Below are 21,867 nucleotides of genomic sequence, written 5' to 3'. Positions count from 1 at the left end.
CAGCGATGAGCCAGAAGAGCGCGATCGCAATCGTTGCCGTGATGGGGAGCGTCTTCGGCGCTTTCGTGTGTGGAGCCTGTAGCCACCCTTCGGGTGCAGGAGCCCCAACCCCAGAGGCTGTCTACATCTGCGCGAGCGACGGAGTGTCGACGAACGAAGGCGTCCCCGGCGGTGTGTGCTTGGAGTCGGCTACCGCCGGCCATTCGCCCAAGGGGATCGCCGGCTACAACGCCGTGATCCACACGGATGCGCCCACGACTCACGCTCAACTCTACTGGCGACTCGACCCGATGAACGACGCCGCTGCTGCCCAGAGCATCCGCTGCAAGTGCGAGCGGAAGAAGTGACCCTGGCGCCTCGAAGGTAGTGCGCCAGGACGACGAACCATCTTCGCGCTATCCTGCTCGGCATGAACGATGGACTCGAGCACCGACGCAGCACTGTCGCCAGAGCGCTCGCCACAGCGCTCGCCGGGGCGTTTGCTCTTGGTGTGCTCTTGCTCGGGGCGTGCAGCTCTTCTCCTCCGTCGGACGCCGTCCCCGCCGTCGCCTCGGTGCTGCGCATCGACGGAAACAAGTGCTCCTGGTTCCCCGATGCGGGCGATCTCTGTCCGACAATCTCGATGAAGGTGTTTCCGAAGGGCGGAACCCCGTACGAGGCCGAGGTCAAGGCGCGCATCCCGCAGATCCACGCAGCGCGTGTTCAGCCAGGAGCTTCGCTGGCGGTCCTCGTCGACCACAAGAACGCCGCGCGCGTCTTCGTTGACGTCGCCGCGCTCGCCCTGCCGCCGCCTCCTCCTCCAGCAAGCGAAGCCCGCTAGGGGGCGTCGTTCGACCGGCTCAGCCGAAAGATCGACCGGTTACAGGGATGGATTGTGTTTCAGATGTTCGAAGCTAGCGAGTCGGCAACAATCTACGAGTTCATGGGTCGGTATTGGGTTGTCGAGGAAAGTTCTCAGCAGTGGCCCGATCGAGGTGGCCCGGTAGAAAGGGTAGCTTTGGCGGGGTCGCTCCCTTTGGGGGCAGGCGCGTCCGAGATTGGCAGCCTTGGTCTCCTTGCTCTCGATACGTTCAATGAGAAGGAGCCAAAATTCAAACCCTGGGAAATTAAAGAGTCGAGAAGGCAGATTTGCGCTTGGGTCGGGGCCAAAGGCTGGCCTTCGTTTTACAAAAACGCTCGCTATGTGTGGCTGGCTAGGAACTTGGTGGTCAACAGGTTGAGAGTCATTCCTGTCGACAATTGTACGATCGGGCCTAGTGAGTCGGCTCTCGTGAGTCGGAGTGTCGAATTGAAGGGCACGGCGAATCCTGAGGAACTCGGCGCGGGCATTCTTGAAGCCTTCAGATCCGCAACCTCGCATCCGGAAAGGAAGGCGTGATGCCTGGGGTTGGTCGTGGTCGTACATCGATCCACCGCGCAGGCCCCAGGCTGGCAGGGGTCTGCGTCGCTGCACACCCGGTGAGAAATCTTGCACTCGTGCACGGTCGTGGCGGCGACGCCGTTGTCGACCTCGGTGGTGAAGTCAAGTGCACAGGCCGACGGGAGCACCAGCGTGTTCGACGTGCTCCCGGCCACGCAGTCTGGGTGGGTTTGTTTGCCGTCCGCGGCGTTCGCTATGGCCTCGCGTATGGATCACACGCCGTCGTTGGCCACGGCGGTTGCGCAGGCGACTGGAATGGTGCCCGGTGTGCCCGTCGCGGCGTGCGAGCCGCCGTCTTGGGTCGGCGAAGCAATTCGAGGCCGCCGCGAAGCGGTACTTGTTGACCGTCGCGCTGGTGCTCCTCCGAAAAGGGGAGCGGGCGAGACGCTTCCGTGCGCTTGCCGACATCACGCGGTGCGCCTTCCCCGAGCTCACCGATTGGCTCGCGAGGCGACCGCTTGCCGCTCTCGAGCACGCAGACGACTGGGAGCGGATCCTCGCGCTCGTCTCGTGGTTTCGTGAGCATCCGAGGGCAGGGATTTACCTTCGACAGATCGAGCTCCCGGGATCGACACGAGATTCATCGAGGTGCGTCGTGGGCTTTTCTCCGAGCTCCTTGACGCCGTTCTCTCACCGCAGGCAATCGATCGCGAGGCACTTGGAACGCGAGCCGTCGAGCAGCGTTATGGGCTTCGTTCGAAGCCGGCAACCATTCGCTTCCGTGCACTCGACCCACATTGTTCGGTGGGAGGGCTCCGCGACGTCAGTACGATGGTTGCGGAGGTCGCGAATCTGTCGCTGTCGGCCGGACGGTCTATCTCACGGCTCACTTCTGCCGAGCGCGAGCTCTATGGAGATATCGTTTCTTACCGCCTCGGTCCGAGCGTGCGCCTCGAGCAAGAACGCATCTCGTTCACCTGGTTGAAGGAGCAACCTCGCGAGCATGGCTTTGGGGGTGTGGTGAGACCAACATGACGTGGGGGAGGTCCTCGGCTACGGCGCGTCCGACGTCACGCAGCACAGCTCGGGCGTGTTCGAACTCGTGCAGGCGGCTTGGGGCGGGGCGGCGCTTCGGGCGATCGATGGTGTGGAGACCATCGTTAGGTAACGATTGTTCGATCGCCCGCCGTTCGCCGCCCCGCACGCGAGGATCAGGGAGCGAGGGTGATGGTCACGAGGCCGTGGCCGGAGCGGGCGCCGGCGCTGTTCGACGGGTTGAGGCCGCTGTTGAACGAGCCACCGCCGCCCGCGTTCCAACCGCCGCCGCCTCCGGAGTAGCCCCCACCGCCGCCGCCTCCGTTGCAGCCGTTACCCGCACCGCCACCACCGAATCCGCCGAACGCAGGGGCGCCATCGCATCCAGTTCCGGACCCCCCTCCTTCTCCGCCTTGGAGAAACGACTTGCCGCCGTAGCCGTAGACACTGTCACCGTCGGTGTCGTCCGCGCCGTCGCCGGAGAAACCTCCGCCACCCGCGCCCCAGCTATCTTGGAAACCGCCGCCGCTTCCCGCAGTGCCGCCCGCCGTGATGTTCTCCGGCCCGTCGTTTTCGCCGCTACCCGCGACGCCCTCGGGCCCGACGCTCGCATCGCGCCCATTGAACGACGACTCGACGCGTGTGCCACCGCCGCCGCCGGCAACGAGGAGAGGCGTCGTCCCGATGACGACGAAGCTGCCACCGCCACCGCCACCGTCGTCCGTCGTCTGCGTTCCCGCCTGACCGACCAGGATAGTAAGCACATCGCCCTTCGTCAGAGCGAAGTCGCCACGCATGCGGGCTCCGAGCCCGCCGAGCTTCACCGCACCACCGGAGGCACCTTGCGCGCCCCAAGCTTCAATCCGATAGGTGCGCGTCTGCGGGGCAGTGAACGACTGCAGTGTTCCGGTCGCTCCAGTCCCCGTGTTGGAGAATGACGACTTCACGCAGCTCACGGTCACGTTGCTGACCGGCGCGGCGGACATCACGCCATCGCCGTCGTCGACGACGCAGAACTGATCGGAGGGCTGGGTCGCGACGGTCACGCGGAACGCCGCGCCGCTGACGATGGGCGTCGCGAACGAGAACGTGCCGTTCGCGTTGATGGTCGCGTCGTCGCCTTTGTTGTTCTGCAGAACGAGGCCCGTTCCGTCCAGCCCGCTCACCGTTCCTCCGACGGTGAAGCGGTTCGTGGAGCAATTGACGACGACCGTGGAAACGCCGCCAGCGACGACCGTTCCTGAACCGCCAGCGACGGTGCACGACTGACTGGGCTTCTCGGGATTGGTCGCGACCGTGACGTCGTACTTGGTGCCTGCTGCGACCTTGGTCTTGAACTTGAATGTGCTGGAGCCGCCGCCGCTATCCACGGCCAAATCATCGGCGCCGTTGTTCTTTAGAACGAGCCCGGATCCTTCGAGCCCAGTGACCGTTCCGCCGATCTCGAACAGGCTGGCGTCGGTCTCTGCGCTCGCTTGAGCTTCGACACCGTCCGTATCGTCGGAGCTACATCCGACCATGGGCAACGCGAGCGAAAATACTGAAATAGCGACAGAAGTGAAGACTCTTCTCATTGTCGCCCATCTACACGGGCTTCCGCCGGTAACCATGCACGAATTTCGAATGGGCAAATTTGAGTGCGATAGTCGAAGAGAACCACGTACGGCGTGCGATTGCTCGAGCTTGAAGCGCGCCGCCCTGCTGAGATCTCGCAGCGTTTCGGGCGAGCAATCTCGTTCGTGCATAGAATCGCCAGTGCCCCGTGACGGGTAACGAGCGCCTTCTCCGCGGCCTCGATGTCCTTCACAGAGACCGGTCGACGAACGACGTCGGCTCAGCGTCCCACGGGTACGTTCCACGTCTCGTTTGGCGAGAGCTTGCCGGTGAGTCTCGGCGGCCGTTTGCCGACCTCTCGGAATTCATAAGTGCATTTGTGACTCGTCTTTGCTTTTACTTCGGCGAAATCGAGATGCTATTCGCAATCAAGTGGTCGTTGAAGAGGCCGCCTTTACCAGGGCTATTGGCATATTCTGCAAGGCAGTCCTCCACGCCTTTTCCACCGAAATACAGCCAGCCGTCTTCGTTCTTCTTGACGTAGAGGTGGTGCTTGGCCGGCGTCTGCGCCCGATAGACGGTGCCGATGGCGTCGTCTTTCGTGCGCTGAGGTAGCTGAGGCACGTGATGGGCTTCCAAGCGAGGCCCCGTCAGCGGACGACTTCGATTTCGTGCTGGGGCCCGCCTTCACCTCGAGCCGCTCGCTTCGTCTTCGATGCAGCGATCGTCTTGGCTGCCATGCTCCGCATCGTCGAAGGAGGACGCCCGCGATGCCGCGTGGACGAACACTGCTGAAATGGGGCCTGGTGGTTCTGCTGAGCCCCGTGGTTGGCTACATAGGGCTTCGGCTAACCTTCACGCGTCCGATGACGGAGTTCGAGGTCTTGGTGCCGGTCTCATCGACCGCCACCAAGGCGTGTCTCGTACACGCGCTCCGTGCCACGTTCGGGCCTCAGCAAGTGAGCGATGACGGCCATTTTACGACAGTGGATCATCAGTCCTGTCTCCTCAGCGGGAGAGGGGAATGCGGTATTGTATTATGACGTTGCCGTTCGCGAGGGGCGCCCATATCTCGCCATATCCGATGGATGGCGGTCGATCGACCGTGTGAATTCCGAGTGTGCCCGCGCGACGGGCGCGGAGATTCGACGAGCCATCGAGGCGTTCGCGACGGAGTGCGATCCAGCACTGGTTGGGCGGTGGGATTCACGCTGCGAGCTCTTTGGCGCCAACGCGTCTGAGAATTTCTGCCCGGACCCACGGGCCGCGAAAGCCTCTTCGGACGGGGGAAGCGAGTAGGCCATCGATGTTGGGGAGAGGGCGGAGCCGCATCGCTCAACTCCTCCGCGTCGGGCGTCTGTTCGGGACGAGAGCACCGGGCGTGACGTCCAGTAGCCGGCGCACGTGCCGGGTGAGGTGACGACATGATTTCCAGCTTCAAATGGTTGGAACGACGTCGTCGCGACTACGATCCCGGTGTTTACGTAAAGCCTTGCCCGCTGGGCTTCGTCAGATTCCCGCCTATATCCTCGAGTCGACGCGGAAGCCGAGCGCGAGCAGCGCGCCGCGCACCTGACTCCTCGCCTCGACAAACTTTCGTTGGCGAAAGTGATGCGTCTCGACGAGCCCTTTGTTCGGCCGGATCGACGCCTCTCTTCGGCGCTCTCGGGTCCGGTCTTCGACGTAGGCGTGACCGAACACACGCTCGGCAGCATCACGGTTGTGCGCTCGGCAAAGGACGCGGAGGTTTTCGGCCTGGCCGCTGCCGCCGAGCGCCAGGGGCGTCACGTGGTCGACTTCGAGAAAGCAGCGCGCTGGACACCGTTCGCCGTTTTCGCCGACGAACGAACACTGCATGCCGTCACGTTCGAATGCTTCCCGACGGGCCGCACGCGTCACGTACCCGTGCTTCGCCGACGACTTGCTTCGGCGCGCTCGCGAGCTCGTACCGAGCTTCTCTTTCGAGAGTTTCTCGATGAGCAGGTCGACGGCTTGCTCGATGATCTCGGCGAGATCGCCGCTCGGATTTCGATGGCTCATCAGAGCTCGTGCGAGCTCCAGCTTGTCGCGGAGTGACTCGTTGGCGGTCAGTTGCACCCTGTAGCGGCTCTCCGCAATCGGCTTGAGCTGCAGCGACGGCGGCGTGGTCTGCGGTAGAGGCGAGACGGTGCGGGACGATCCATGCCGACCAGACGCTGATCGATCGGGCAGCCGTCGAATCGATGGCATCACGTCGGGCTTCGGCGCCATCCGCGCCAAGAGCTCCTCGACCTCGCGCTTCGTCTTACCGCTCGCCGCGGCGAGGATCTCGTCAACATTCGTCTCCGTGAGAAGGTCACGCAGAAGCACGAGACTCGAGAGATGGATTCGGCCCGAGGCAATGGCATCCAGCAGCACCGGCAAACGCCGAACGAGACGCGCAGCGGTGAGTCGTCGAAACGCTTCTCCCTCGCTGAAGCCGAGCCTGCGTGTGCAAAAGTCGAACATCGACGAACATGCCAGCTCGAGATGGAGCCGACGCTCTTCGATCTCGACGAGATAGACGATCAGCCTCGCGAGCGACCGGCTCTCGGCGCCGACGAACGACTTCAGCTCGACGAGAATCTCTTCATTCGACAACTTCTCGAGACGTCTCAGCGCCATGCCTGAATGGACGGAGACTCGCGCCTCGTTGCGCGTCGGCTCTCCGCCGCCGTGAACCCCGTCGCAAAGCCATTCGCCCACGGTCCGACGCCACGCCTGACCAGAGAGCTGCTCGCCCTCGCCACGATCCCGTTCGCTCATCTGCCCCTCCCTGGTCGCCCCCACACCCTGCGAGCCCCAGGTCTGGGAACCTAATCATGAAATAGTTGTTCGCAAGTCAATTGGCGGGATCGCGTTATGACAAATGTGCATTGCAACGCTGTGCGATGTTGCGGCCCTTTCGTTGGTCTACAGCGGCGATCACTTGCGTTGACCGAAACCACAATGGCCAAACCAGGCCCGGAGCTGGTCTGTTCGGACGCGAAGCATAGTGTTGTTGATGGCCTTTCGTAATTCGCTCTCGGTACGGCGAGCGAGGCGACGAAGCCAGGTCTTGGCGAAGGACCAGCAAAGCTCGATGGGATTGAGATCGGGGGAATACGGCGGGAGGTACAACACGGTCGCCCCGACGGCCTCGACGGCTTCGCGCACTTCGGGAGCGTGGTGAGCGCGCAAGTTGTCGAGCACGACGACGGCACCTCGCGGAAGAAGCGGACACAGCACGTGTCGGATGAGGGCGATGAAGCGCGGCTTGTTCATCGCGCCTACGAGCGTCCGATGGCAGACGATACGATCGTTCTTGATCGCGCCGACAACGGTGAGATTGCTTCCCCAATTCGCCGGTTTCGATTCGGCGACACGGACGCCCGCAGGCGCGCGCCCGTAGCTCGCGGTCATCGCAATGTTGCAGCCCGATTCATCGAGAAAAACGAGGTCGTTCGGGTCTACCTTGGCGACTTCGCGGAGAAACGTCTCGCGCTTTTCTTGGACGTCGGCTCGTTGCTGCTCGCTCGGGGTGAAGGACTTTTTTTTCGCGTGAGCCCGGCGCGTTGGAGCGAACGCCCCATGCTGGCGATGGACAGCTTCGCTCTGTGCCGGGCGAACCATTCTTCACAGAGCTCGGCGATCGTTCGGTCCGCCTTTTCCGCTACGAGCGCGACGAGCAACGGCAACTGCTCGTCGGAGATGCGAGGTGGATACCCGCCTCCGATCGGATCTGGGGTGAGGTCGCCGCGTTCGCGCTCACGTCGAAGCAATCGCGAAACGGATGCCTCGCCGACGTTGAAGAGTTCGGCGACTTGCGCTTACGTCAGGTCGCCCTCTGCGTATCGAACAACGATTCGCTGACGAAGGTCCAAGGAGAGCGGAATCACCGCGCCGATAGATCAGACTTGTACGACCCACGCAAGTGGGAACCGCTGTAGGCAGTCGGCATAGACCTCGAACGCGAAGGCCGCGGGCTGCGTGCCCGCCTTGAAGTCCTCGACGAGAGAGCGGATTGTTGGCGCCACGTTACGTGCCGCGCGGTGCAGAGCAACGTGGTGCCGACGGAGAAGCTCGTGAAACCGGGCTCAGCTTCGCTTTCGGGATACGGGCCTGCGCAAATTGGATGTTCGTGATGATTTACTTTCGACGCGCCTCCCGACTTCGGCGATCCTGCACGAATGCGCTTCGCTCGTCTGCCCGTCATTGCGCCGGTTGCGCTCGCTCTTCTTGCCGCGTGTGGCACTGGCGCTGATTCGTCCGCGCCAAAGGCGGAGACCGCGTCGCCCGATGCTGCCGGCGCCGTCGAGAGATTCACGCCCACCGTCGTGCACCGGAATGCGGAGTTGGGGGTGCCGACGTTCACGTGGCTGCGCGGGCCGGCCGAAGCGTCGTTCAAGGTGGCGGCGACGACGACGGCGGAGCAGGTCGCCTGGGCGGCGGTAGGAAGGGCACGCGAGACCCTCGGCCTAAAGCGAAATGCGCTCGCAGCTGCCGCGATCTCGGAGGTCGATACTCATGGAACTGGCCCGATCGTTGCCCGAGTCGCGCAGAAGGTCGGGGGCATCGACGTCTTCCTCGCGCAGCTCAAGGTGGCAATGACGCGGGCGAAGGAGCCGGTTGCGCTCTCCGGCTACCTCGCTCCCACGATCGAGCCCCGGGTGGGACACGCGGAATTCGCGCTGAGCGCCACGGAATGTGCCGGCGCGGCGCTTCGCACGATGACCGGAGAGGCCGGTGAGCCGGCGTTCGTTCGACAGGACGATGACGGCGCTGGTTATGAGCGCTACGTGACGAGGAACGCCAGGGCCCGTGTGAAGAAGGTCTGGTTCCCTCGTGCGAAGGGGCTCGACGCGGCGTATTACGTCGAGCTCGATGTCGAGGGGGCCGGCGCGCCCGACACCGACGCGCGATCCTTCGTCGTCGATGCGAGTGACGCCAGCATCCTCTTCGAGAAGAATCTCGTTGCGGCCGACTCGTTCACGTACCGCGCCTTTGCCGATTCCTCCGGAAAGTTTCAACCCTACGACGGTCCGCTCGGCAACGGCACGTTGCCTCATCCCACTGGCACGCCGAATCGCGTTCAGTTCCCGTTCGTGGCCTCGAATCTCGTCACGCTCCAGTCGTCGCCGTTCAGCAAGAACGATCCGTGGCTTCCGGCCGACGCGACCGGCACGACGGGCAACAACGTCGATGCGTATGCGGACCTCGTCGCTCCCGACGGCTTCACTGCCGGCGACCTCCGTCCGGCGCCGACCTCGAAGACGTTCGACTTCGCCTACGACAACGCGAAGAACCCGTACCCCGACGGCACGCAGCGATCCGCGTCGACGGTGCAGCTCTTCTACACGATGAACTTTCTCCACGACTGGTTCTACGACGCGGGCTTCGACGAGAAGGCGGGCAACCACCAGAACGACAACTTCGGACGCGGAGGGATTGGGAACGATGCCCTCCGCGCCGAAGCTCAGGACTACAGCGGACTGAACAACTCGAACGCGAGAACGGTCGCCGACGGCGCTCCGTCGCGAGTTCAAATGTTCGTCTTCTACGGGTTGGACACGTTCCTGGCGCAGGTGACGGAGCCCGCCAGCGTCGGCGACCTCGGCGAGGTCAACGGGCCGGGCTTCGGCCCGACGGCCAACCACGACTTCACCAGTGCGCTTGTCGTCGCTGACGACGGAGCCGGTGCGTCGGCCACCGACGCCTGCGAGCCGCTCGTCAACAACGTCACCGGCAAGATCGTGCTCGTCGATGTCGCTGCTTGCACCATCAAGCGGCAGGTGTTGAACGCGCAGACGGCGGGCGCCAGGGGCGTCCTCGTCGCCGGGAACGTGCCGAACGTGCTGCCCGTGCTCTTGAATGATGGCAGCATCGCGGACGCGATCACCATTCCCTCGCTCGGGATCAGCAAGCAGAAGGGCGATGCGATCAAGGCTGCGCTCGTCACTGGCTCGGTGACGGCGCGCATGAAGAAGCAGTATCGAGGCCCCGATCGCGACGCTGCGTTCGACGTATCGCTCGCCTCGCACGAATGGGGCCATACGATGGCTGGCCGCCTCGTTCATGACGCCTCGGGACTCACGGGCCTCCAGGGCGCCGCCCTCAGTGAAGCTCTGGCAGACTTCGTCGCCTTGCTGATGACTGTGCGAGCGGACGATGCCCAGGTCGCGGCCAACGCGAACTGGAGCGGCACTTACGCCATCTCCAACTACGTGGGGAGCGGCGGCGAGACGAACGGGATTTACTTTGGTCTGCGTCGCTACCCTTACTCGACGGACCTCACGAAGAATCCGCTCACGTTCAAGCTCATTCAAGACAACACGACACTGCCTGGAGATGTTCCCGTCGCAGACGAAGGGCCGTCGATGTCCGAGGTCCACAACGCCGGCGAGGTCTTCGCGGTGATGTTGTGGGAGTGCTACGCCGCGTTGCTCCGTGATTCGGGGCGCCTCCCTTTCGACGAAGCGCAGTCGCGAATGAAGCGTTACGTCGTCGCGGCGCTGAAGCTGATGCCGCCCATGCCGACGTTCATCGAGGCGCGTGACGCCTTCCTCGCCGCTGCTGCCGCGACGGACGACCAGGACTTTGCCCTCTTCGTCTCTGCCTTCGCGAAGCGCGGCGCGGGCGCGGGGGCCGTTGCGCCCGAGCGAACCGCGGCAGGCAACCTGGGCGTCGTCGAGAGTTTCAGTGCGACGGGCACGAACATCGAATTCGTGGGCTCGAGGCTCTTCGATGACATGAAATCCTGTGATCAGGACGGAATTCTCGATGACGGGGAGACGGGCAAGCTCGTCGTCACGGTCAAGAACACCGGCCTCTCCGACCTTACGACAGCGACAGCGACCGTGACGACCGACGTGCCTGGCCTGACTGTCGCGAACGGCGGGAAGATCTCGTTCCCTCCGGCGAAGCCATTCCAGACGGTCTCCGCGAGCGTCGACGTGTCGATGTCGACCCAGACGCAGAGCCTGCCCTACGCGCTCACGATTGCGTTGACCGATCCCCAGCTCGCGACGCCGGGACCGATCAGGGCGACACACCACGGGGTTGGCAACTTCGACTTGAAAGCGGACAGCTCGAGGCCCGTCGACACGACAGGCAAAGCCTGGACGAGCGAGAGCGCGCCATCCTCGGTCGGAAATGGCTTCGAGTGGAGCGTCGACAACGGTATCGGCTACTGGCACGTCGCCGACCTTGTCGGCGTCGCCGATCATCGACTCGTTTCGCCCGCCCTTCACGTGTCCACAACCGAGGAGTTCACGCTCTCTTTCAAGACGCGCTGGGAGTTCGACAGCATCGCGCAGGACGACCAGTACTTCGACGGTGCCGTTGTCGAGATGAGCGAGGACAACGGGACGACCTGGACGGACGTCGGCGCGTACTTCAGTCCGGGGTACGGCGGCACGATCTTCGGCGACGGGGGCAACCCACTCGCAGGTCGTGCGGCCTTCACCGCGGGAAGCCCGAACTATCCGGACGTGGTCCAGGCGGCAGCGCGCTTCGGCACCGCGTATGCGGGCAAGATCGTGAAGCTCCGCTTCCGCTTCGCGAGCGACAAGGAATGGGGCTCGACCGGCTGGGATATCCAGGATCTCGCGTTGACGGGGATCACGAACACGTCATTCGGAGACCCCGTCGCGGACACGACGGCGTGCGCCCCCTCCGATCCCATCCCGACCTCGCCGACGCCGGACAGCGGCGCTGACGCGGGCGCGGGCGCGGACCCCTCGGCAGCACCCGGCGATTCGGAGGATGGTGGCTGCAACGTCGGTTCGACCAGGTCGAGTGAGCTTTCACTTTGGGGCGTCGGCGCGCTCGCGCTCGTCCTTACGCGCCGCCGCCGCCGTGCGTAGGTCAGGCCGTCGGTGAGGCGACGCGGTAGCGGCTTTGCACGAGTCCCTTGGGGAACGACTTGCTCTCCTCGAGAACGAGCTTGCGCTCTGGGAGGTCGTCGCCGAAGAGGCGGATCCCGCGGCCGAGGACGATGGGGATGGTCGACAAGGTGAGGTCGTCGATGAGGCCGGCCTCGAGGAACGAGCGGATGACGGCCGCGCCGTCGACATAGGCGCGCTTCACGCCCTCGGCGCGAAGCTTGGCGACGACTTCGGTTGGAGAGCCGCCGAAGACCTCGGCGCCGTGACGCATGTCACTTGGCTGGAGGGATTTCGAGAGCACGATCACGCGCGTGCCCTCGTAGTACCACTTCGGAAATTTGAGCACCACCTCGTAGGTGCGACGGCCCGTGACGAGGACGTCGACCGTGTTCATGAAAGCCCTGTAGCCATAGTCCTCGTCGGGTGACTCGACCGAGGCGAGCCACTCGAGCTCGTCGTTCGGGCCAGCAACGAAACCGTCAACACTCGTGGCGATGTAAACAGAGAGGCGTGTCATATTTCTACATGGTAGATTTAAGTCCATGAAAGCGCAAACGCGCGGACGACCGCGTGCGGATCAGCCGAAGCTCTCACGCGATCAGATCCTCGACGCCGCGCTCGCGCTGCTCGCCGAGGCGGGGCTCGCGGCGCTCACGATGCGGTCGCTCGCCCGGCGCCTCGGCGTCGATCCGATGGCCGTCTATCACTACTTCGCCGACAAGGATGAGCTTCTCACGGCAGCCGCGGAGCGCTCGTTCGCGTCGCTCCGTCCGCGGATGCCGGCCGACGGGGACTGGCAGGCCCGCCTCCGCGGCCTCGCTCGCGCGTACCTTCGCACAGTTCTGCGCTCGCGCGAGCTTCTCCTCTACGTGACGGGAGCCGGGCGCGTCTCGGCGCCCTTCGACGAGCACTTCTTCTCCGCCATCGCGCCGCTCGGCCTATCCGACCGCGATCAGCGCACGTGCCGCGACGCCCTGGTCGATCTCCTCCATGGCATATCGCTCGCGGGCGAAGGGCACGATCCCGATCCGCAGCTCGACGTGCTGTTCCTCGGGATGCGCGCGCTCGCGTCAGAGAAGGCGAAGGCGAAGGAACACCGCCGCTGAGATATCGTCGCCTCGTGCGTGAAGTGTTCTCCGCACAGGGCGATCAATCTGGCAGGATCGCGGGCCATGGCATCGTCCAAAGCATCCGAACCCGCGTGGCTCACCGAGGCGCGCAGACTCGATCTCTCGGTCGGCGGAAAAAAGTGGCGCTGGAAAGACGGGGCCGTCCCTGATGGCGCGTCGGTCGATGAGTGGAAGGCCAACCAGGGCAATTTCAAGATCAACGAGGACTATCTCGACTTCGTGCGCCGGTACGGCACCGCCGAAGTGGCCGGGCTCAAGTTCTTCGAACTCGACGAATGTGGAACCGCCTTCGGTCTGACACGCAAGCCGAGTGCGAAGTCGGCCTCCGGCCTGGGTATTCACGTCTTCGCGCGCGCCGAGCCGATCAAGGGGCGCGTCCACGCGGCGGTCACATACGAGGGCGACCTGCTCTCGAAGGGCGCTGCGGCTGACAAGAAGGCGCCGGTGAAGTTCACCTTCACGCTCTGGGAGAAATGGCTCGACGGCGGACCGGCAGGCCCGACGCATGACACCTTCGACGGCTTCATGGCGTGGTGGCTCGATGTCATGAAGCAAAGAGCTGCCTCGAAGGAAAAGCCGCCGACGAAGAAGCGGGCGGCGAAGAACGCTGCGGCCAAGAAGCCGGCGAAGAAAGCACCCGCCAAGAAGGCCGCGCCGAAGACGACTGCCAAGAAGGTTGCGGCGAAGAAAGCGCCCGCGAAGAAGACGCCACCGAAGAAGCCGGCGAAGACACCGAAGAGTCGAGCTCGGTGACTCCGGCGCAAGCTCGATCGAGACGAACTCGGGCGGGCGACGCGATAACGACGGTGGCGACGAAGTCCTTCCGCGTAGGCGTTTACGTAAAGCCTTGCGCGCTGGCTTCCGTCGGACTCCCGCCCATATTCTCGAATGCATGGGACTTCGCATTTGGACTCTCGCGACGGCGATGAGTGCCGTCGCGCTCGTGGTGGGCTGCACGCAGGGGATGTCGAACGGCGCGAGCGGGGACGGCGGCGATGCGCCCGGCTCCTCGCCCGCGGGAGCGCGCGACGGCGGGACCGCGCCGAGCCGTCTGTCGTGCATGGGCGTCTTGAAGTGCGCGGGGGGCTGCCCCGACGAGGGCGTCGACGCGTGCGTCCAAGCCTGCGTGGACGAGACGAGCGAGAGCAGTCAGCCGGTGACGACGGCGTTCATCCAGTGCATCGCGAACAACCAGTGCGCCGATACGACGTGCATTCAAACGAGGTGCCAGAGTGAGCTCGCCGCGTGCGTCGCCGACGATGCCAGCGCGGTCCTGGGCACGCCCTCCAGCGGGCAGTCGGATGCGGGCGCGGGCGCGGGCTCCATGCCCACCGAGCTCGTCGCGCTTTGGAGCCAGGTAGGTCTGAGCAGCGGCATGAGCTACGAGTTTTCGGCCGACGGTACGACGATCCAGGCTTACAAAAACGAGACCAACTACGGATGCGACTCCGAGATTGACCTGTCGTCGTCGGGAGTCACCACCGTCGCCGGAGATTCCCTCATTTACCATCGCCTCCAGGGCACACTGGTCACGAAGACGTGCGGCACGACCAAGAGCAAGGCCGCCGAACCCGCAGACATCGCCTACCGCTACACGCTCGGAACGTTCGACGACGGACAGCCCAAGCTCTCACTGTTCCGCGTGAACGAAGACGGAACGCTCTCCTCACCCGTGGAGCTCCATCGCTGATGAGCTGGAGCGCCGCTCCGGCGTGAGCCGATCAACTGAGTTACGTGAGGACGCCGAGTGCCTCGCGCAGGATCGTCTCGATCGGGCGCCGCCACGATTCGTCTCCCCCGTCCGTGTCGATGGTCGTGACGGCACGCTCGGCCTCCCCGATGCGGAAGCCGAGCGCGAGCAGTGCGCCGCGCACCTGACTCCTCGCCTCGTGGTCGGACATTGGCGAACGAACATCGTGGCTTGCATCGACGAGGGCAGCTTCGCCCGCCGGTGTCTTCGCCTCCACGAACTTTCGTTGGCGAAAGCGATGCGTCTCGACGAGCCCGTGGTTCGGCCGGATCGACGCCTCTCTTCGGCGCTCTCGGGTCCGGGCTTCGACGTGGGCGCGACCGAACACACGCTCGGCAGCATCACGGTTGTGCGCTCGGCATAGGATGCGGAGATTCTCGGCTTCGGCGCTGCCGCCGAGCGCTCGGGGCGTCACGTGGTCGATTTCGAGAAAGCAGCGCGCTGGACACCGTTCGCCGTTTTCGCCGACGAACGAACACTGCATGCCGTCACGCTCGAAGGCTTCTCGCCGGGCCGCGCGCGTCACGTGACCGCGCTTAGCCGACGGCTTGCTTCGTCGCGCTCGCGAGGCCGTACCGAGCTTCTCTTTCGAAAGCTTCTCGATGAGCAGGTCGACCGCTTGCTCGACGATCACGGCAAGATCTCCGCTCGGATTTCGATGGCTCATCAGAGTTCGTGCGAGCTCCAGCTTGTCGCGGAGCGACTCGTTGGCGGTCAGTTGCACCCTGTAGCGGCTCTCCGCGATGGGCTTGAGCTGCAGCGACGGCGGCGTGGTCTGCGGCAAGGGCGAGGACGTGCGGGATGCTCCATGCCGGCCAGACGCTGATCGTTCGGGCAGCCGTCGAATCGATGGCATGACGTCAGGCTTCGGCGCCATCCGCGCCACGAGCTCCTCGACTTCGCGCCTCGTTTTACCGCTCGCGGCGGCGACGACCTCGTCGACATTCGCCTCCGTGAGAAGGTCAGGCAGAAGCACGAGACTGGAGAGATGGATTCGTCCCGGAGCGATGGCATCCAGCAGCACTGGCAAACGCCGAACGAGACGCGCAGCCGTGAGCCGTCGAAACGCTTCTCCCTCGCTGAAGCCGAGTCTGCGTGTGCAAAAGTCGAACATCGACGAACATGCAAGCTCGAGATGCAGTCGACGCTCTTCGATCTCGACGAGATAGACGATCAGCCTTGCGAGCGACCGCCTCTCCGCGCCGACGAACGACTTCAGATCGACGAGAATCTCTTCATTCGACAGCTTCGCCAGCAGTCTCGGCTTCGTGTCCGCACGGACGCAGCCTCCCGCCGGGGTGCCCGCTGGCTCTGTTTCGCCGCTAGCCTTCTCGCATAGCCATTCGCCCACGGCCCGACGCCACGCTTGCACCGAGAGCTGTTCACCCTCGCCACGATCCCGTTCGCTCATCTGCCCCTCCCTGGTCGCCCCCACACCCTGCGAGCTCGAGGCCTGGAAACCTAATCATGGAATATGTGTTCGTAAGTCAATTGACGGGATCGCGTTCTGGCGAATGCGTTTGTAGTGCCGCGCGATGTCGTGGCGGTTTCATGCTCGACCGCTTCCTCCCTGTCATCGCGCCGCTCGGAACGACGCATCTCTCGCGCCGTGAAGACCAGATAAGCAATGACGGCGACCGATAATGCCCAACCGCGGTCTACGTCATGCCATCGGATAAACGGGCAAACCCGAAGCCGTGGGGCAATTCAACAGTCTTATCCAAGTAAGCGAATTACGGCGCCTGACGCGTCCCAGTCCTAAAAACTTCCGATCTTCCGCCCTTCTGTGAAAATTCTGCCTATCCGACCGGCAGTGCGCTTTAGGGACAGTTCAGGGGACCGGCGCGCGTGCGTTCAGGTGAGTTTCACGGGCTGGGCGTCTTCCGGTGGAGTGCCGAATACCTCTCGGAGATCGCGGGAGACGAAGCGCTCTCGCGTGACGCGGACGGCGCGTACTCGCTCGAGCATGAACCAGCGGCCCGAGCAGCGTAGGCGACACCAGGCAAGGACGTACCAGTGGCCGCCTGTGCGGGCGAAGGCCATGGGCTCGATGCTGCGCCTCGTTCGCTGACCGTTGGCGTCTTCGTAGTCGACGCGGGCCACCACTCCTTGCCGCAAAGCCTCGTCGAGCGCGATGCCCGTACGGGCGCCGCGCGACGTGGCAGGCGTGCGCATCCAGACTCGGCGAGCGAGCGTATCCACCTCTGCGCGCTGGAGCGGTGTCATCGCGCCCAGGATCTTCTCGAGTGCGCTCCGTGCATCGCGACGGAACGGCAAGGCTGGCTCTGCGCCGATGGCGATGGCGAGCGCCGCCGCCTCGCCGCTCGTGAAGGTCAGCGGAGAGAGAGGGGCCGTGCGCGCGAGTTGGTAGCCGCCGCCGCGTCCATCTTGGCCGACGATGGGAGAGCCAGCCTCCTGGAGCGCGCGCACGTCGCGCTTGACCGTGCGCACCGAGATCTCGAAGCGCTCGGCGAGCCACTCGGCGTTCCTGCCTCGTCCGCCTGCTGCTCGCAGGGCCTCGACGATGGCGTACATGCGTTCGGTGCGGTTCATCGGGCGAAATCCAAGAACGGTGCCATAACGGTGCCGTCGCGGACGGTAGTCCTAGCAGCAACCAAGGAGGCTCCGCATGTCCCACGTCGTCTTGTTCCATTCCGCGCTCGGTCTTCGTCCCGCCGTTCGGCGTTTCGCCGACGCGCTCCGCAGCTCAGGTCACCACGTCACTACGCCTGACCTCTTCGAGGGCGCGGTGTTCGAGCGCCTCGAGGACGGTGTCGCTCGGCGCGACTCCATCGGTATCCCCACGCTGCTTCAGCGCGCGACCGCGGCCGTCGAGGCGATCGAGGGGCCCGAGGACAATCGCGTGTATGCGGGCTTCAGCATGGGCGCTGCTCCTGCGCAGATGTTGGCGCTGACTCGCCCCAACGCACGCGGTGTCGTGCTGATGCACGGCTCGCTCCCGCTGCAGATGTTGGGCATGGATCGTTGGCCTGACAGGCTTCCGGCACAGATCCACTTCGCCGAAGATGACCCGGGGATGGATCTCGCGGTGCCCCAGACGCTCGCGTCGGCGTCCGCATCCTCCGACGTGCAGCTGTTCCGCTACGCGGGTAGGGGGCACTTGTTCGCTGACGAGGGCTCTGCCGACTACGACGCCGCCCACGCGGAGCTGATGCTCACACGGGTGCTGACGTTTCTGAGAGCCCTGGGCGGCTGAATCGCTCCGCTCAAAAGCGGACGGCCGCGAGCAGCGCGATCGTTGCGTAGGAGCCTGACGTAGCGAGCACCTGCACGTCGCCACGCAGGTCGAGGGTGAGCGCCGAGCGGTCGCGGTCGCCGAAACGCACGAGGTCGAGCCCGGCGCGCGCGCCTAGTCCGCAGGTGAACGTCGGGCGCGTCGCGCCCGTGGGACCGGGCTGTCCCATCACTCCGAGCTCGGAGCCGACGCCGATATGCGTGATACCGGCGCGCAGCACGTCCGCATCGACGCCCAGGCGGGCGTCCCACGCGTGCACGCCGACAGAGGGCTCCGCCAGGCGGCCGCGCAGCGTGATCCACCAGCCCATCTCGTCGTTCTGGGCGCCGAGCCCGACGCCCCAGCGAGGACCGCCTGTGCCCCGACCGTCGAGCGCGCCGAGCTCGTAGCCACCTTCGAGCTTCAGCGATAGGTCGAACCGTTCGGCGGGCGGCGTCGTGTCGGGCTCGGGCTCGGTCACACGCGTTCCGCTCGAGGAGTGGTGATGATGATGATGATGATGATGCCGAAAGGCCCGCGGACCGCGCACGGCTGCGAAGGGACCCGGCGCCACCGGGAAGGCGTGAGCGAGCGAAGCGTCACCGAGCAGAGCGACGGCCAGCGCGCCGACGAACACGTGCCTTCTCGTCCGTTCGAGCATCAAGGCTCACCAGTGTGAAGGACGGAGTGTGGCACCCAAAGATTGTGAAGAACTTCGCGCCGCCACGCACGTGGACTTTGCCGAGTCGACATGTCCCACTCTGCCTGACGCCTTATTTGCGGCCTACAAGGCGGGCCCCCTTTCAGCCTATGTTTCGCGGTTCTGAGCGGTGCTTTTGGAAGCGGCGGCAGCGCCTCTTCGCACTTGTGAAACGTTGCGCACGAGGAGTCGCGGCATCCTCAGGATGCTCTTTGATTGGGGGGCTTATGTGAAATGAGGCTTCACGTTGAAAGTCATGTCGGCGGTGTATCCGGTCCTGTCGTTGTTCGTTGGTGGGCTCTTCGTTGCGGCCTGCACAAATGACAACTCCGTCAGCAGCACGTCGGTAGAAGATGCAGGGGAGACGGCCAACGACGCCGGCTCCGAGACGAAGGACAGCGGGGGTAGCAAGGAGTCCGACAGCGCAGCGCCCGGCGAATGCGAGGGCAAGGCCGATGGGACGGCCTGTGGAAGCTCGACGTCCACCGAATGTGATGGCGCCGACAAGTGCAAGTCCGGTGTCTGCGAGAAGAACCTCGCCAAAGAAGGAACCTCGTGTGGCGAGGCTCCGAGTGCCTGTACGGATCAAGGAACGTGTGACGGCAAAGGCAAGTGCAACGGCAACCCGAAGGTCGCTGGAACAGAGTGCGGCGTAGCCTCGGAATGTGCCGACGCCGAGACGTGCGACGGCAACGGTGAGTGCAAGTCGAACTTCAAGGCGGAAGGAACTGCCTGCGGGAGTGCCACTTCGACCGAGTGCAGTGGCGCGGATACCTGCGACGGCAAGGGGGCGTGCAAGAACAACGACAAGGATGACGGCACGGCGTGCGGCAACACCTCGGACGTCATGTGCGATCGGGCGGATACGTGCCTCGGTGGCGCGTGCATGACGAACGTCGCTCCCGACGGCGCGTTCTGTCAGGACTGCGCCGCTGGCGTCGGCAAATGCGGGGGCTGCGGTGCAGGCGCGTGCCCGAACCTTTGCGCTAGCCCCACCACGACCGGCATCGAATCAACCTTCAACGCCGGAAACAATCGCAGCGGAAACATGTTCGAGGTCGACGCAACGAAGGATGTGATGGTGCTCGGCGCCGACGTCAACAACATGGGGGGCGCAGACACAATCCAGATCTACACGCACGCCGGGGCAATCGCGGGAACGACGACCGATTCGTCGCGGTGGACGCTGCGCCAGAGCACCAGCGTCGATGTCTTCTCCGGTCGGACGGCGCTCACGACCGACATCTTCGTTCCACTCACGACGGGAACGAACAGCGTCTACATCACGCATGTCAACCCGAGCCTCAACCTCAACTACTCGAACGGCAGCGGCGTCGGTACTGTCGTCGCCGACGATGGCGTCCTCACGATCAAGGAGGGCTACGGAAAAGCGTATCCGTTCGGTGCAGAGAATCCCAATCGCATCTGGAACGGCGCTTTCCGCTACGTTCCTGGCGTGACGACGTCTTATGCCGGCGGCGTGACCGATCATGGTGAGATGTTCGACGTGAAGGCTACGGTCACGACGAGCATCCGCGCCCTCAGCGTCAACCTCCCCGCCGGCGAGCACACGCTGCGCGTCTACTTCCACCCTGGCACGTTCGTCGGCACCGAAGCGAACGCCGCTGCCTGGACCGCCCTCGGTGGCGAGATCACTGTCAAGTCTGGCGGTCCGAACGGCCCCACCGCCATCCCGCTCAAGATCGACGTCACGATTCCGGCGGGGACGAGTTACGCCTTCTACGTCACCACGACCGGCACTACTTCCCTCAACGCCACTGAGGGCAATGCGGTAGGGGCGCTCGCCAGTCCCGCTGGTGCTGTCGAGATCTACGAAGGCGCTGGCGTCGCGTATCCGTTCGGAACGGTGACCAAGGGACGTAAGCCGAACGTCACGGTCTATCACGGCAACTGCGAGTGAGTTCGTAGGACTATCGCGACCACTCAGATGCACGTCGCCTTTCGCGCCGTGCATCTGAGCCGCCCACGTGGAGCTCATGCTCACTCGGGCGCTGGCGTTCCTGGGGTCGCTCTGCACCGTCGGTTCACGCAAGTGGTCGCCGCAGAAGTCGAACGACTTCGTTGAACTGCACCGCAATCGCGCGAGCGTCGATGGACGGCCGTGCGCACCGGCGTGTAACCTCCCGACCGACATGATCGCCTCGCCTTCGAGTCGCGCCCGTTGGTCCTGGTCGTTCGCCGCGTTCGCCGCGCTCGCCGGCTGTGGCGCGCAGTCCGCCGCCGATGCTGGGCCCGAGCCGGGCGATGCCGGCCTCGACGTGGCTCCCGATGCTCCGCGCGATAACGGCTTCGTGTGCGCCGCTGTCTGCGACGGCGGGTGCCCAACCGGCTCGCACGCATGCGGCGGCGCCTGCTCGAGCGACACCGACGTCGCGACGTGCGGCGCCACATGCTCGCCGTGCGCGGCGGCCGCGAACGCGAACGCGACCTGCGACGGCACCGCGTGCGGCCTCGCCTGTGTCGCGGGCTTTGGCGACTGCGATCACGACGCCGCCAACGGTTGCGAGGTCCCGACAACGAGCGACGCCGCGAACTGCGGCGCGTGCGGCAATGCCTGCGCCGCAGGCGTGACGTGCCACGAGGGCGCTTGCGGTTGCGGTGGTGCCGTGGGCGCCGTCGACCAGGCACAACCGCTTGCCACGAGCGGGCAGTACGTCAACGCCAGCGTGGGAGGCGTCGGGCAGAGCTTCACCGCGGGCAAGACCGGCCTGCTGACCGGGATCGAGATGAAGCTCGATGTGTGCACCACGATGCCGGGGTTCTCGCTGCACATGGTGGTCTCCGACGCGGCCGGGAACGCGCTCGGCACCGGCGACGTCCCGCTCGTCGCGCCGCCACTGACCTGCACGGGCTACACCGGTCTTCCGAGCGGGCCGCCCGGCGCGGGGTACTTCGACCTCGGCAGTTCATGCATCACCGTCACCGCGGGAACTGCGTATCGATTCGACGTCACGCTCGCGGGGCCTCCCACCAAGTGCAACGGAGGCAAATGCTCCGCCGGCCAGGCGGTCGGGGTCTGCATCAGCGACAACGATTGTCAGCCCCAGCCGGGCTACACGTTCAGCACCGCGAACCCATATCCCGGCGGCCACGACACGCGTGGCGGCACGGCGTGGGACCTCGCGTTCCGCACCTACGTCCGCTGAGACCGCGCGCGGCGCGCGGCCTTCGGCACTGGTAGGCGCAAGAACCGCGCTTC

The 21,867-nt window shown here is 64.8% G+C and carries 19 protein-coding genes and 1 pseudogene; 12 read left to right on the top strand and 8 right to left on the bottom strand.

What is annotated here, in order from left to right:
• Window positions 1-5 precede the first annotated feature (5 nt).
• From AKJ09_RS10230 to AKJ09_RS55520, 5 genes and pseudogenes are all read left to right on the top strand, one after another.
• Complete coding sequence (locus AKJ09_RS10230) at window positions 6-347, top strand: hypothetical protein (RefSeq protein ID WP_146647013.1); 342 nt, start codon at window positions 6-8, stop codon at window positions 345-347.
• A gap of 62 nt (window positions 348-409) precedes the next feature.
• Entirely contained in the window at window positions 410-820 is a 411-nt protein-coding gene (locus tag AKJ09_RS10225) for a hypothetical protein (RefSeq protein WP_146647012.1), read from the top strand.
• A gap of 706 nt (window positions 821-1,526) precedes the next feature.
• Window positions 1,527-1,976, top strand: a pseudogene (locus AKJ09_RS56055) (DUF3322 domain-containing protein); the annotation flags it as partial.
• A gap of 215 nt (window positions 1,977-2,191) precedes the next feature.
• Complete coding sequence (locus tag AKJ09_RS56050; RefSeq protein ID WP_420814251.1) at window positions 2,192-2,395, top strand: Wadjet anti-phage system protein JetD domain-containing protein; 204 nt, start codon at window positions 2,192-2,194, stop codon at window positions 2,393-2,395.
• 1 nt (window position 2,396) lies between these two features.
• Window positions 2,397-2,528, top strand: a complete 132-nt coding sequence (locus AKJ09_RS55520) for a hypothetical protein (RefSeq protein ID WP_275936616.1) — start codon at window positions 2,397-2,399, stop codon at window positions 2,526-2,528.
• A 43-nt stretch (window positions 2,529-2,571) separates the two neighbouring features.
• Here AKJ09_RS55520 and AKJ09_RS54200 read toward each other — a convergent pair whose 3' ends face one another.
• The 4 genes from AKJ09_RS54200 to AKJ09_RS10205 form a co-directional block, all read right to left on the bottom strand.
• Window positions 2,572-3,969, bottom strand: coding sequence for a hypothetical protein (locus AKJ09_RS54200; RefSeq protein WP_205634114.1), 1,398 nt, complete (start codon window positions 3,967-3,969; stop codon window positions 2,572-2,574).
• Window positions 3,970-4,345: 376 nt separating this feature from the next.
• On the bottom strand, window positions 4,346-4,573 hold the full coding sequence (locus AKJ09_RS10215) for a hypothetical protein (protein ID WP_146647010.1): 228 nt from the start codon (window positions 4,571-4,573) through the stop codon (window positions 4,346-4,348).
• A gap of 897 nt (window positions 4,574-5,470) precedes the next feature.
• Window positions 5,471-6,733, bottom strand: a complete 1,263-nt coding sequence (locus AKJ09_RS10210; protein WP_146647009.1) for an HNH endonuclease — start codon at window positions 6,731-6,733, stop codon at window positions 5,471-5,473.
• Between the two features lie 159 nt (window positions 6,734-6,892).
• Window positions 6,893-7,579, bottom strand: a complete 687-nt coding sequence (locus AKJ09_RS10205; RefSeq protein WP_146647008.1) for an IS630 family transposase — start codon at window positions 7,577-7,579, stop codon at window positions 6,893-6,895.
• Between the two features lie 557 nt (window positions 7,580-8,136).
• Between AKJ09_RS10205 and AKJ09_RS10200 the strand changes: the two genes are divergently transcribed.
• The gene (locus tag AKJ09_RS10200; RefSeq protein ID WP_146647007.1) at window positions 8,137-11,811 is read left to right on the top strand and encodes a M36 family metallopeptidase; all 3,675 of its coding nucleotides are present in this window, start codon (window positions 8,137-8,139) and stop codon (window positions 11,809-11,811) included.
• A gap of 1 nt (window position 11,812) precedes the next feature.
• On the opposite strand, the gene AKJ09_RS10195 is transcribed toward AKJ09_RS10200, so the two are convergent.
• The gene (locus tag AKJ09_RS10195; RefSeq protein WP_169927420.1) at window positions 11,813-12,349 is read right to left on the bottom strand and encodes a dihydrofolate reductase family protein; all 537 of its coding nucleotides are present in this window, start codon (window positions 12,347-12,349) and stop codon (window positions 11,813-11,815) included.
• Between the two features lie 25 nt (window positions 12,350-12,374).
• Here AKJ09_RS10195 and AKJ09_RS10190 point away from each other — a divergent pair, with 25 nt between their 5' ends.
• The 3 genes from AKJ09_RS10190 to AKJ09_RS10180 all read left to right on the top strand — a co-directional run bounded on the left by AKJ09_RS10190 (window position 12,375) and on the right by AKJ09_RS10180 (window position 14,652).
• Window positions 12,375-12,938, top strand: a complete 564-nt coding sequence (locus AKJ09_RS10190) for a TetR/AcrR family transcriptional regulator (RefSeq protein ID WP_146647005.1) — start codon at window positions 12,375-12,377, stop codon at window positions 12,936-12,938.
• A 66-nt stretch (window positions 12,939-13,004) separates the two neighbouring features.
• A complete protein-coding gene (locus tag AKJ09_RS54195) occupies window positions 13,005-13,715 on the top strand; it encodes a hypothetical protein (RefSeq protein WP_205633668.1) in 711 nt (236 codons plus the stop codon).
• A 139-nt stretch (window positions 13,716-13,854) separates the two neighbouring features.
• Entirely contained in the window at window positions 13,855-14,652 is a 798-nt protein-coding gene (locus tag AKJ09_RS10180; protein ID WP_146647004.1) for a hypothetical protein, read from the top strand.
• A gap of 40 nt (window positions 14,653-14,692) precedes the next feature.
• Here AKJ09_RS10180 and AKJ09_RS10175 read toward each other — a convergent pair whose 3' ends face one another.
• Both AKJ09_RS10175 and AKJ09_RS10170 read right to left on the bottom strand, forming a co-directional pair.
• On the bottom strand, window positions 14,693-16,123 hold the full coding sequence (locus tag AKJ09_RS10175) for a hypothetical protein (RefSeq protein WP_146647003.1): 1,431 nt from the start codon (window positions 16,121-16,123) through the stop codon (window positions 14,693-14,695).
• 443 nt (window positions 16,124-16,566) lie between these two features.
• Window positions 16,567-17,265, bottom strand: a complete 699-nt coding sequence (locus AKJ09_RS10170; protein ID WP_146647002.1) for a helix-turn-helix transcriptional regulator — start codon at window positions 17,263-17,265, stop codon at window positions 16,567-16,569.
• A 76-nt stretch (window positions 17,266-17,341) separates the two neighbouring features.
• Here AKJ09_RS10170 and AKJ09_RS10165 point away from each other — a divergent pair, with 76 nt between their 5' ends.
• The gene (locus AKJ09_RS10165; protein ID WP_146647001.1) at window positions 17,342-17,929 is read left to right on the top strand and encodes a dienelactone hydrolase family protein; all 588 of its coding nucleotides are present in this window, start codon (window positions 17,342-17,344) and stop codon (window positions 17,927-17,929) included.
• A gap of 10 nt (window positions 17,930-17,939) precedes the next feature.
• Here AKJ09_RS10165 and AKJ09_RS10160 read toward each other — a convergent pair whose 3' ends face one another.
• Window positions 17,940-18,608, bottom strand: coding sequence for a hypothetical protein (locus AKJ09_RS10160; protein ID WP_146647000.1), 669 nt, complete (start codon window positions 18,606-18,608; stop codon window positions 17,940-17,942).
• Between the two features lie 295 nt (window positions 18,609-18,903).
• Here AKJ09_RS10160 and AKJ09_RS10155 point away from each other — a divergent pair, with 295 nt between their 5' ends.
• Together AKJ09_RS10155 and AKJ09_RS10150 are read left to right on the top strand one after the other, a co-directional pair.
• Entirely contained in the window at window positions 18,904-20,568 is a 1,665-nt protein-coding gene (locus AKJ09_RS10155) for a hypothetical protein (RefSeq protein WP_169927418.1), read from the top strand.
• Window positions 20,569-20,800: 232 nt separating this feature from the next.
• Window positions 20,801-21,814, top strand: coding sequence for a hypothetical protein (locus AKJ09_RS10150; RefSeq protein WP_205634113.1), 1,014 nt, complete (start codon window positions 20,801-20,803; stop codon window positions 21,812-21,814).
• Window positions 21,815-21,867: the final 53 nt, after the last annotated feature.

Source organism: Labilithrix luteola (genome assembly GCF_001263205.1).
Lineage (GTDB): Bacteria > Myxococcota_A > Polyangia > Polyangiales > Polyangiaceae > Labilithrix > Labilithrix luteola.
The sequence above is the reverse complement of the archived record's forward strand: the minus strand, read 5'-3'. Positions and strand labels throughout refer to the sequence as shown.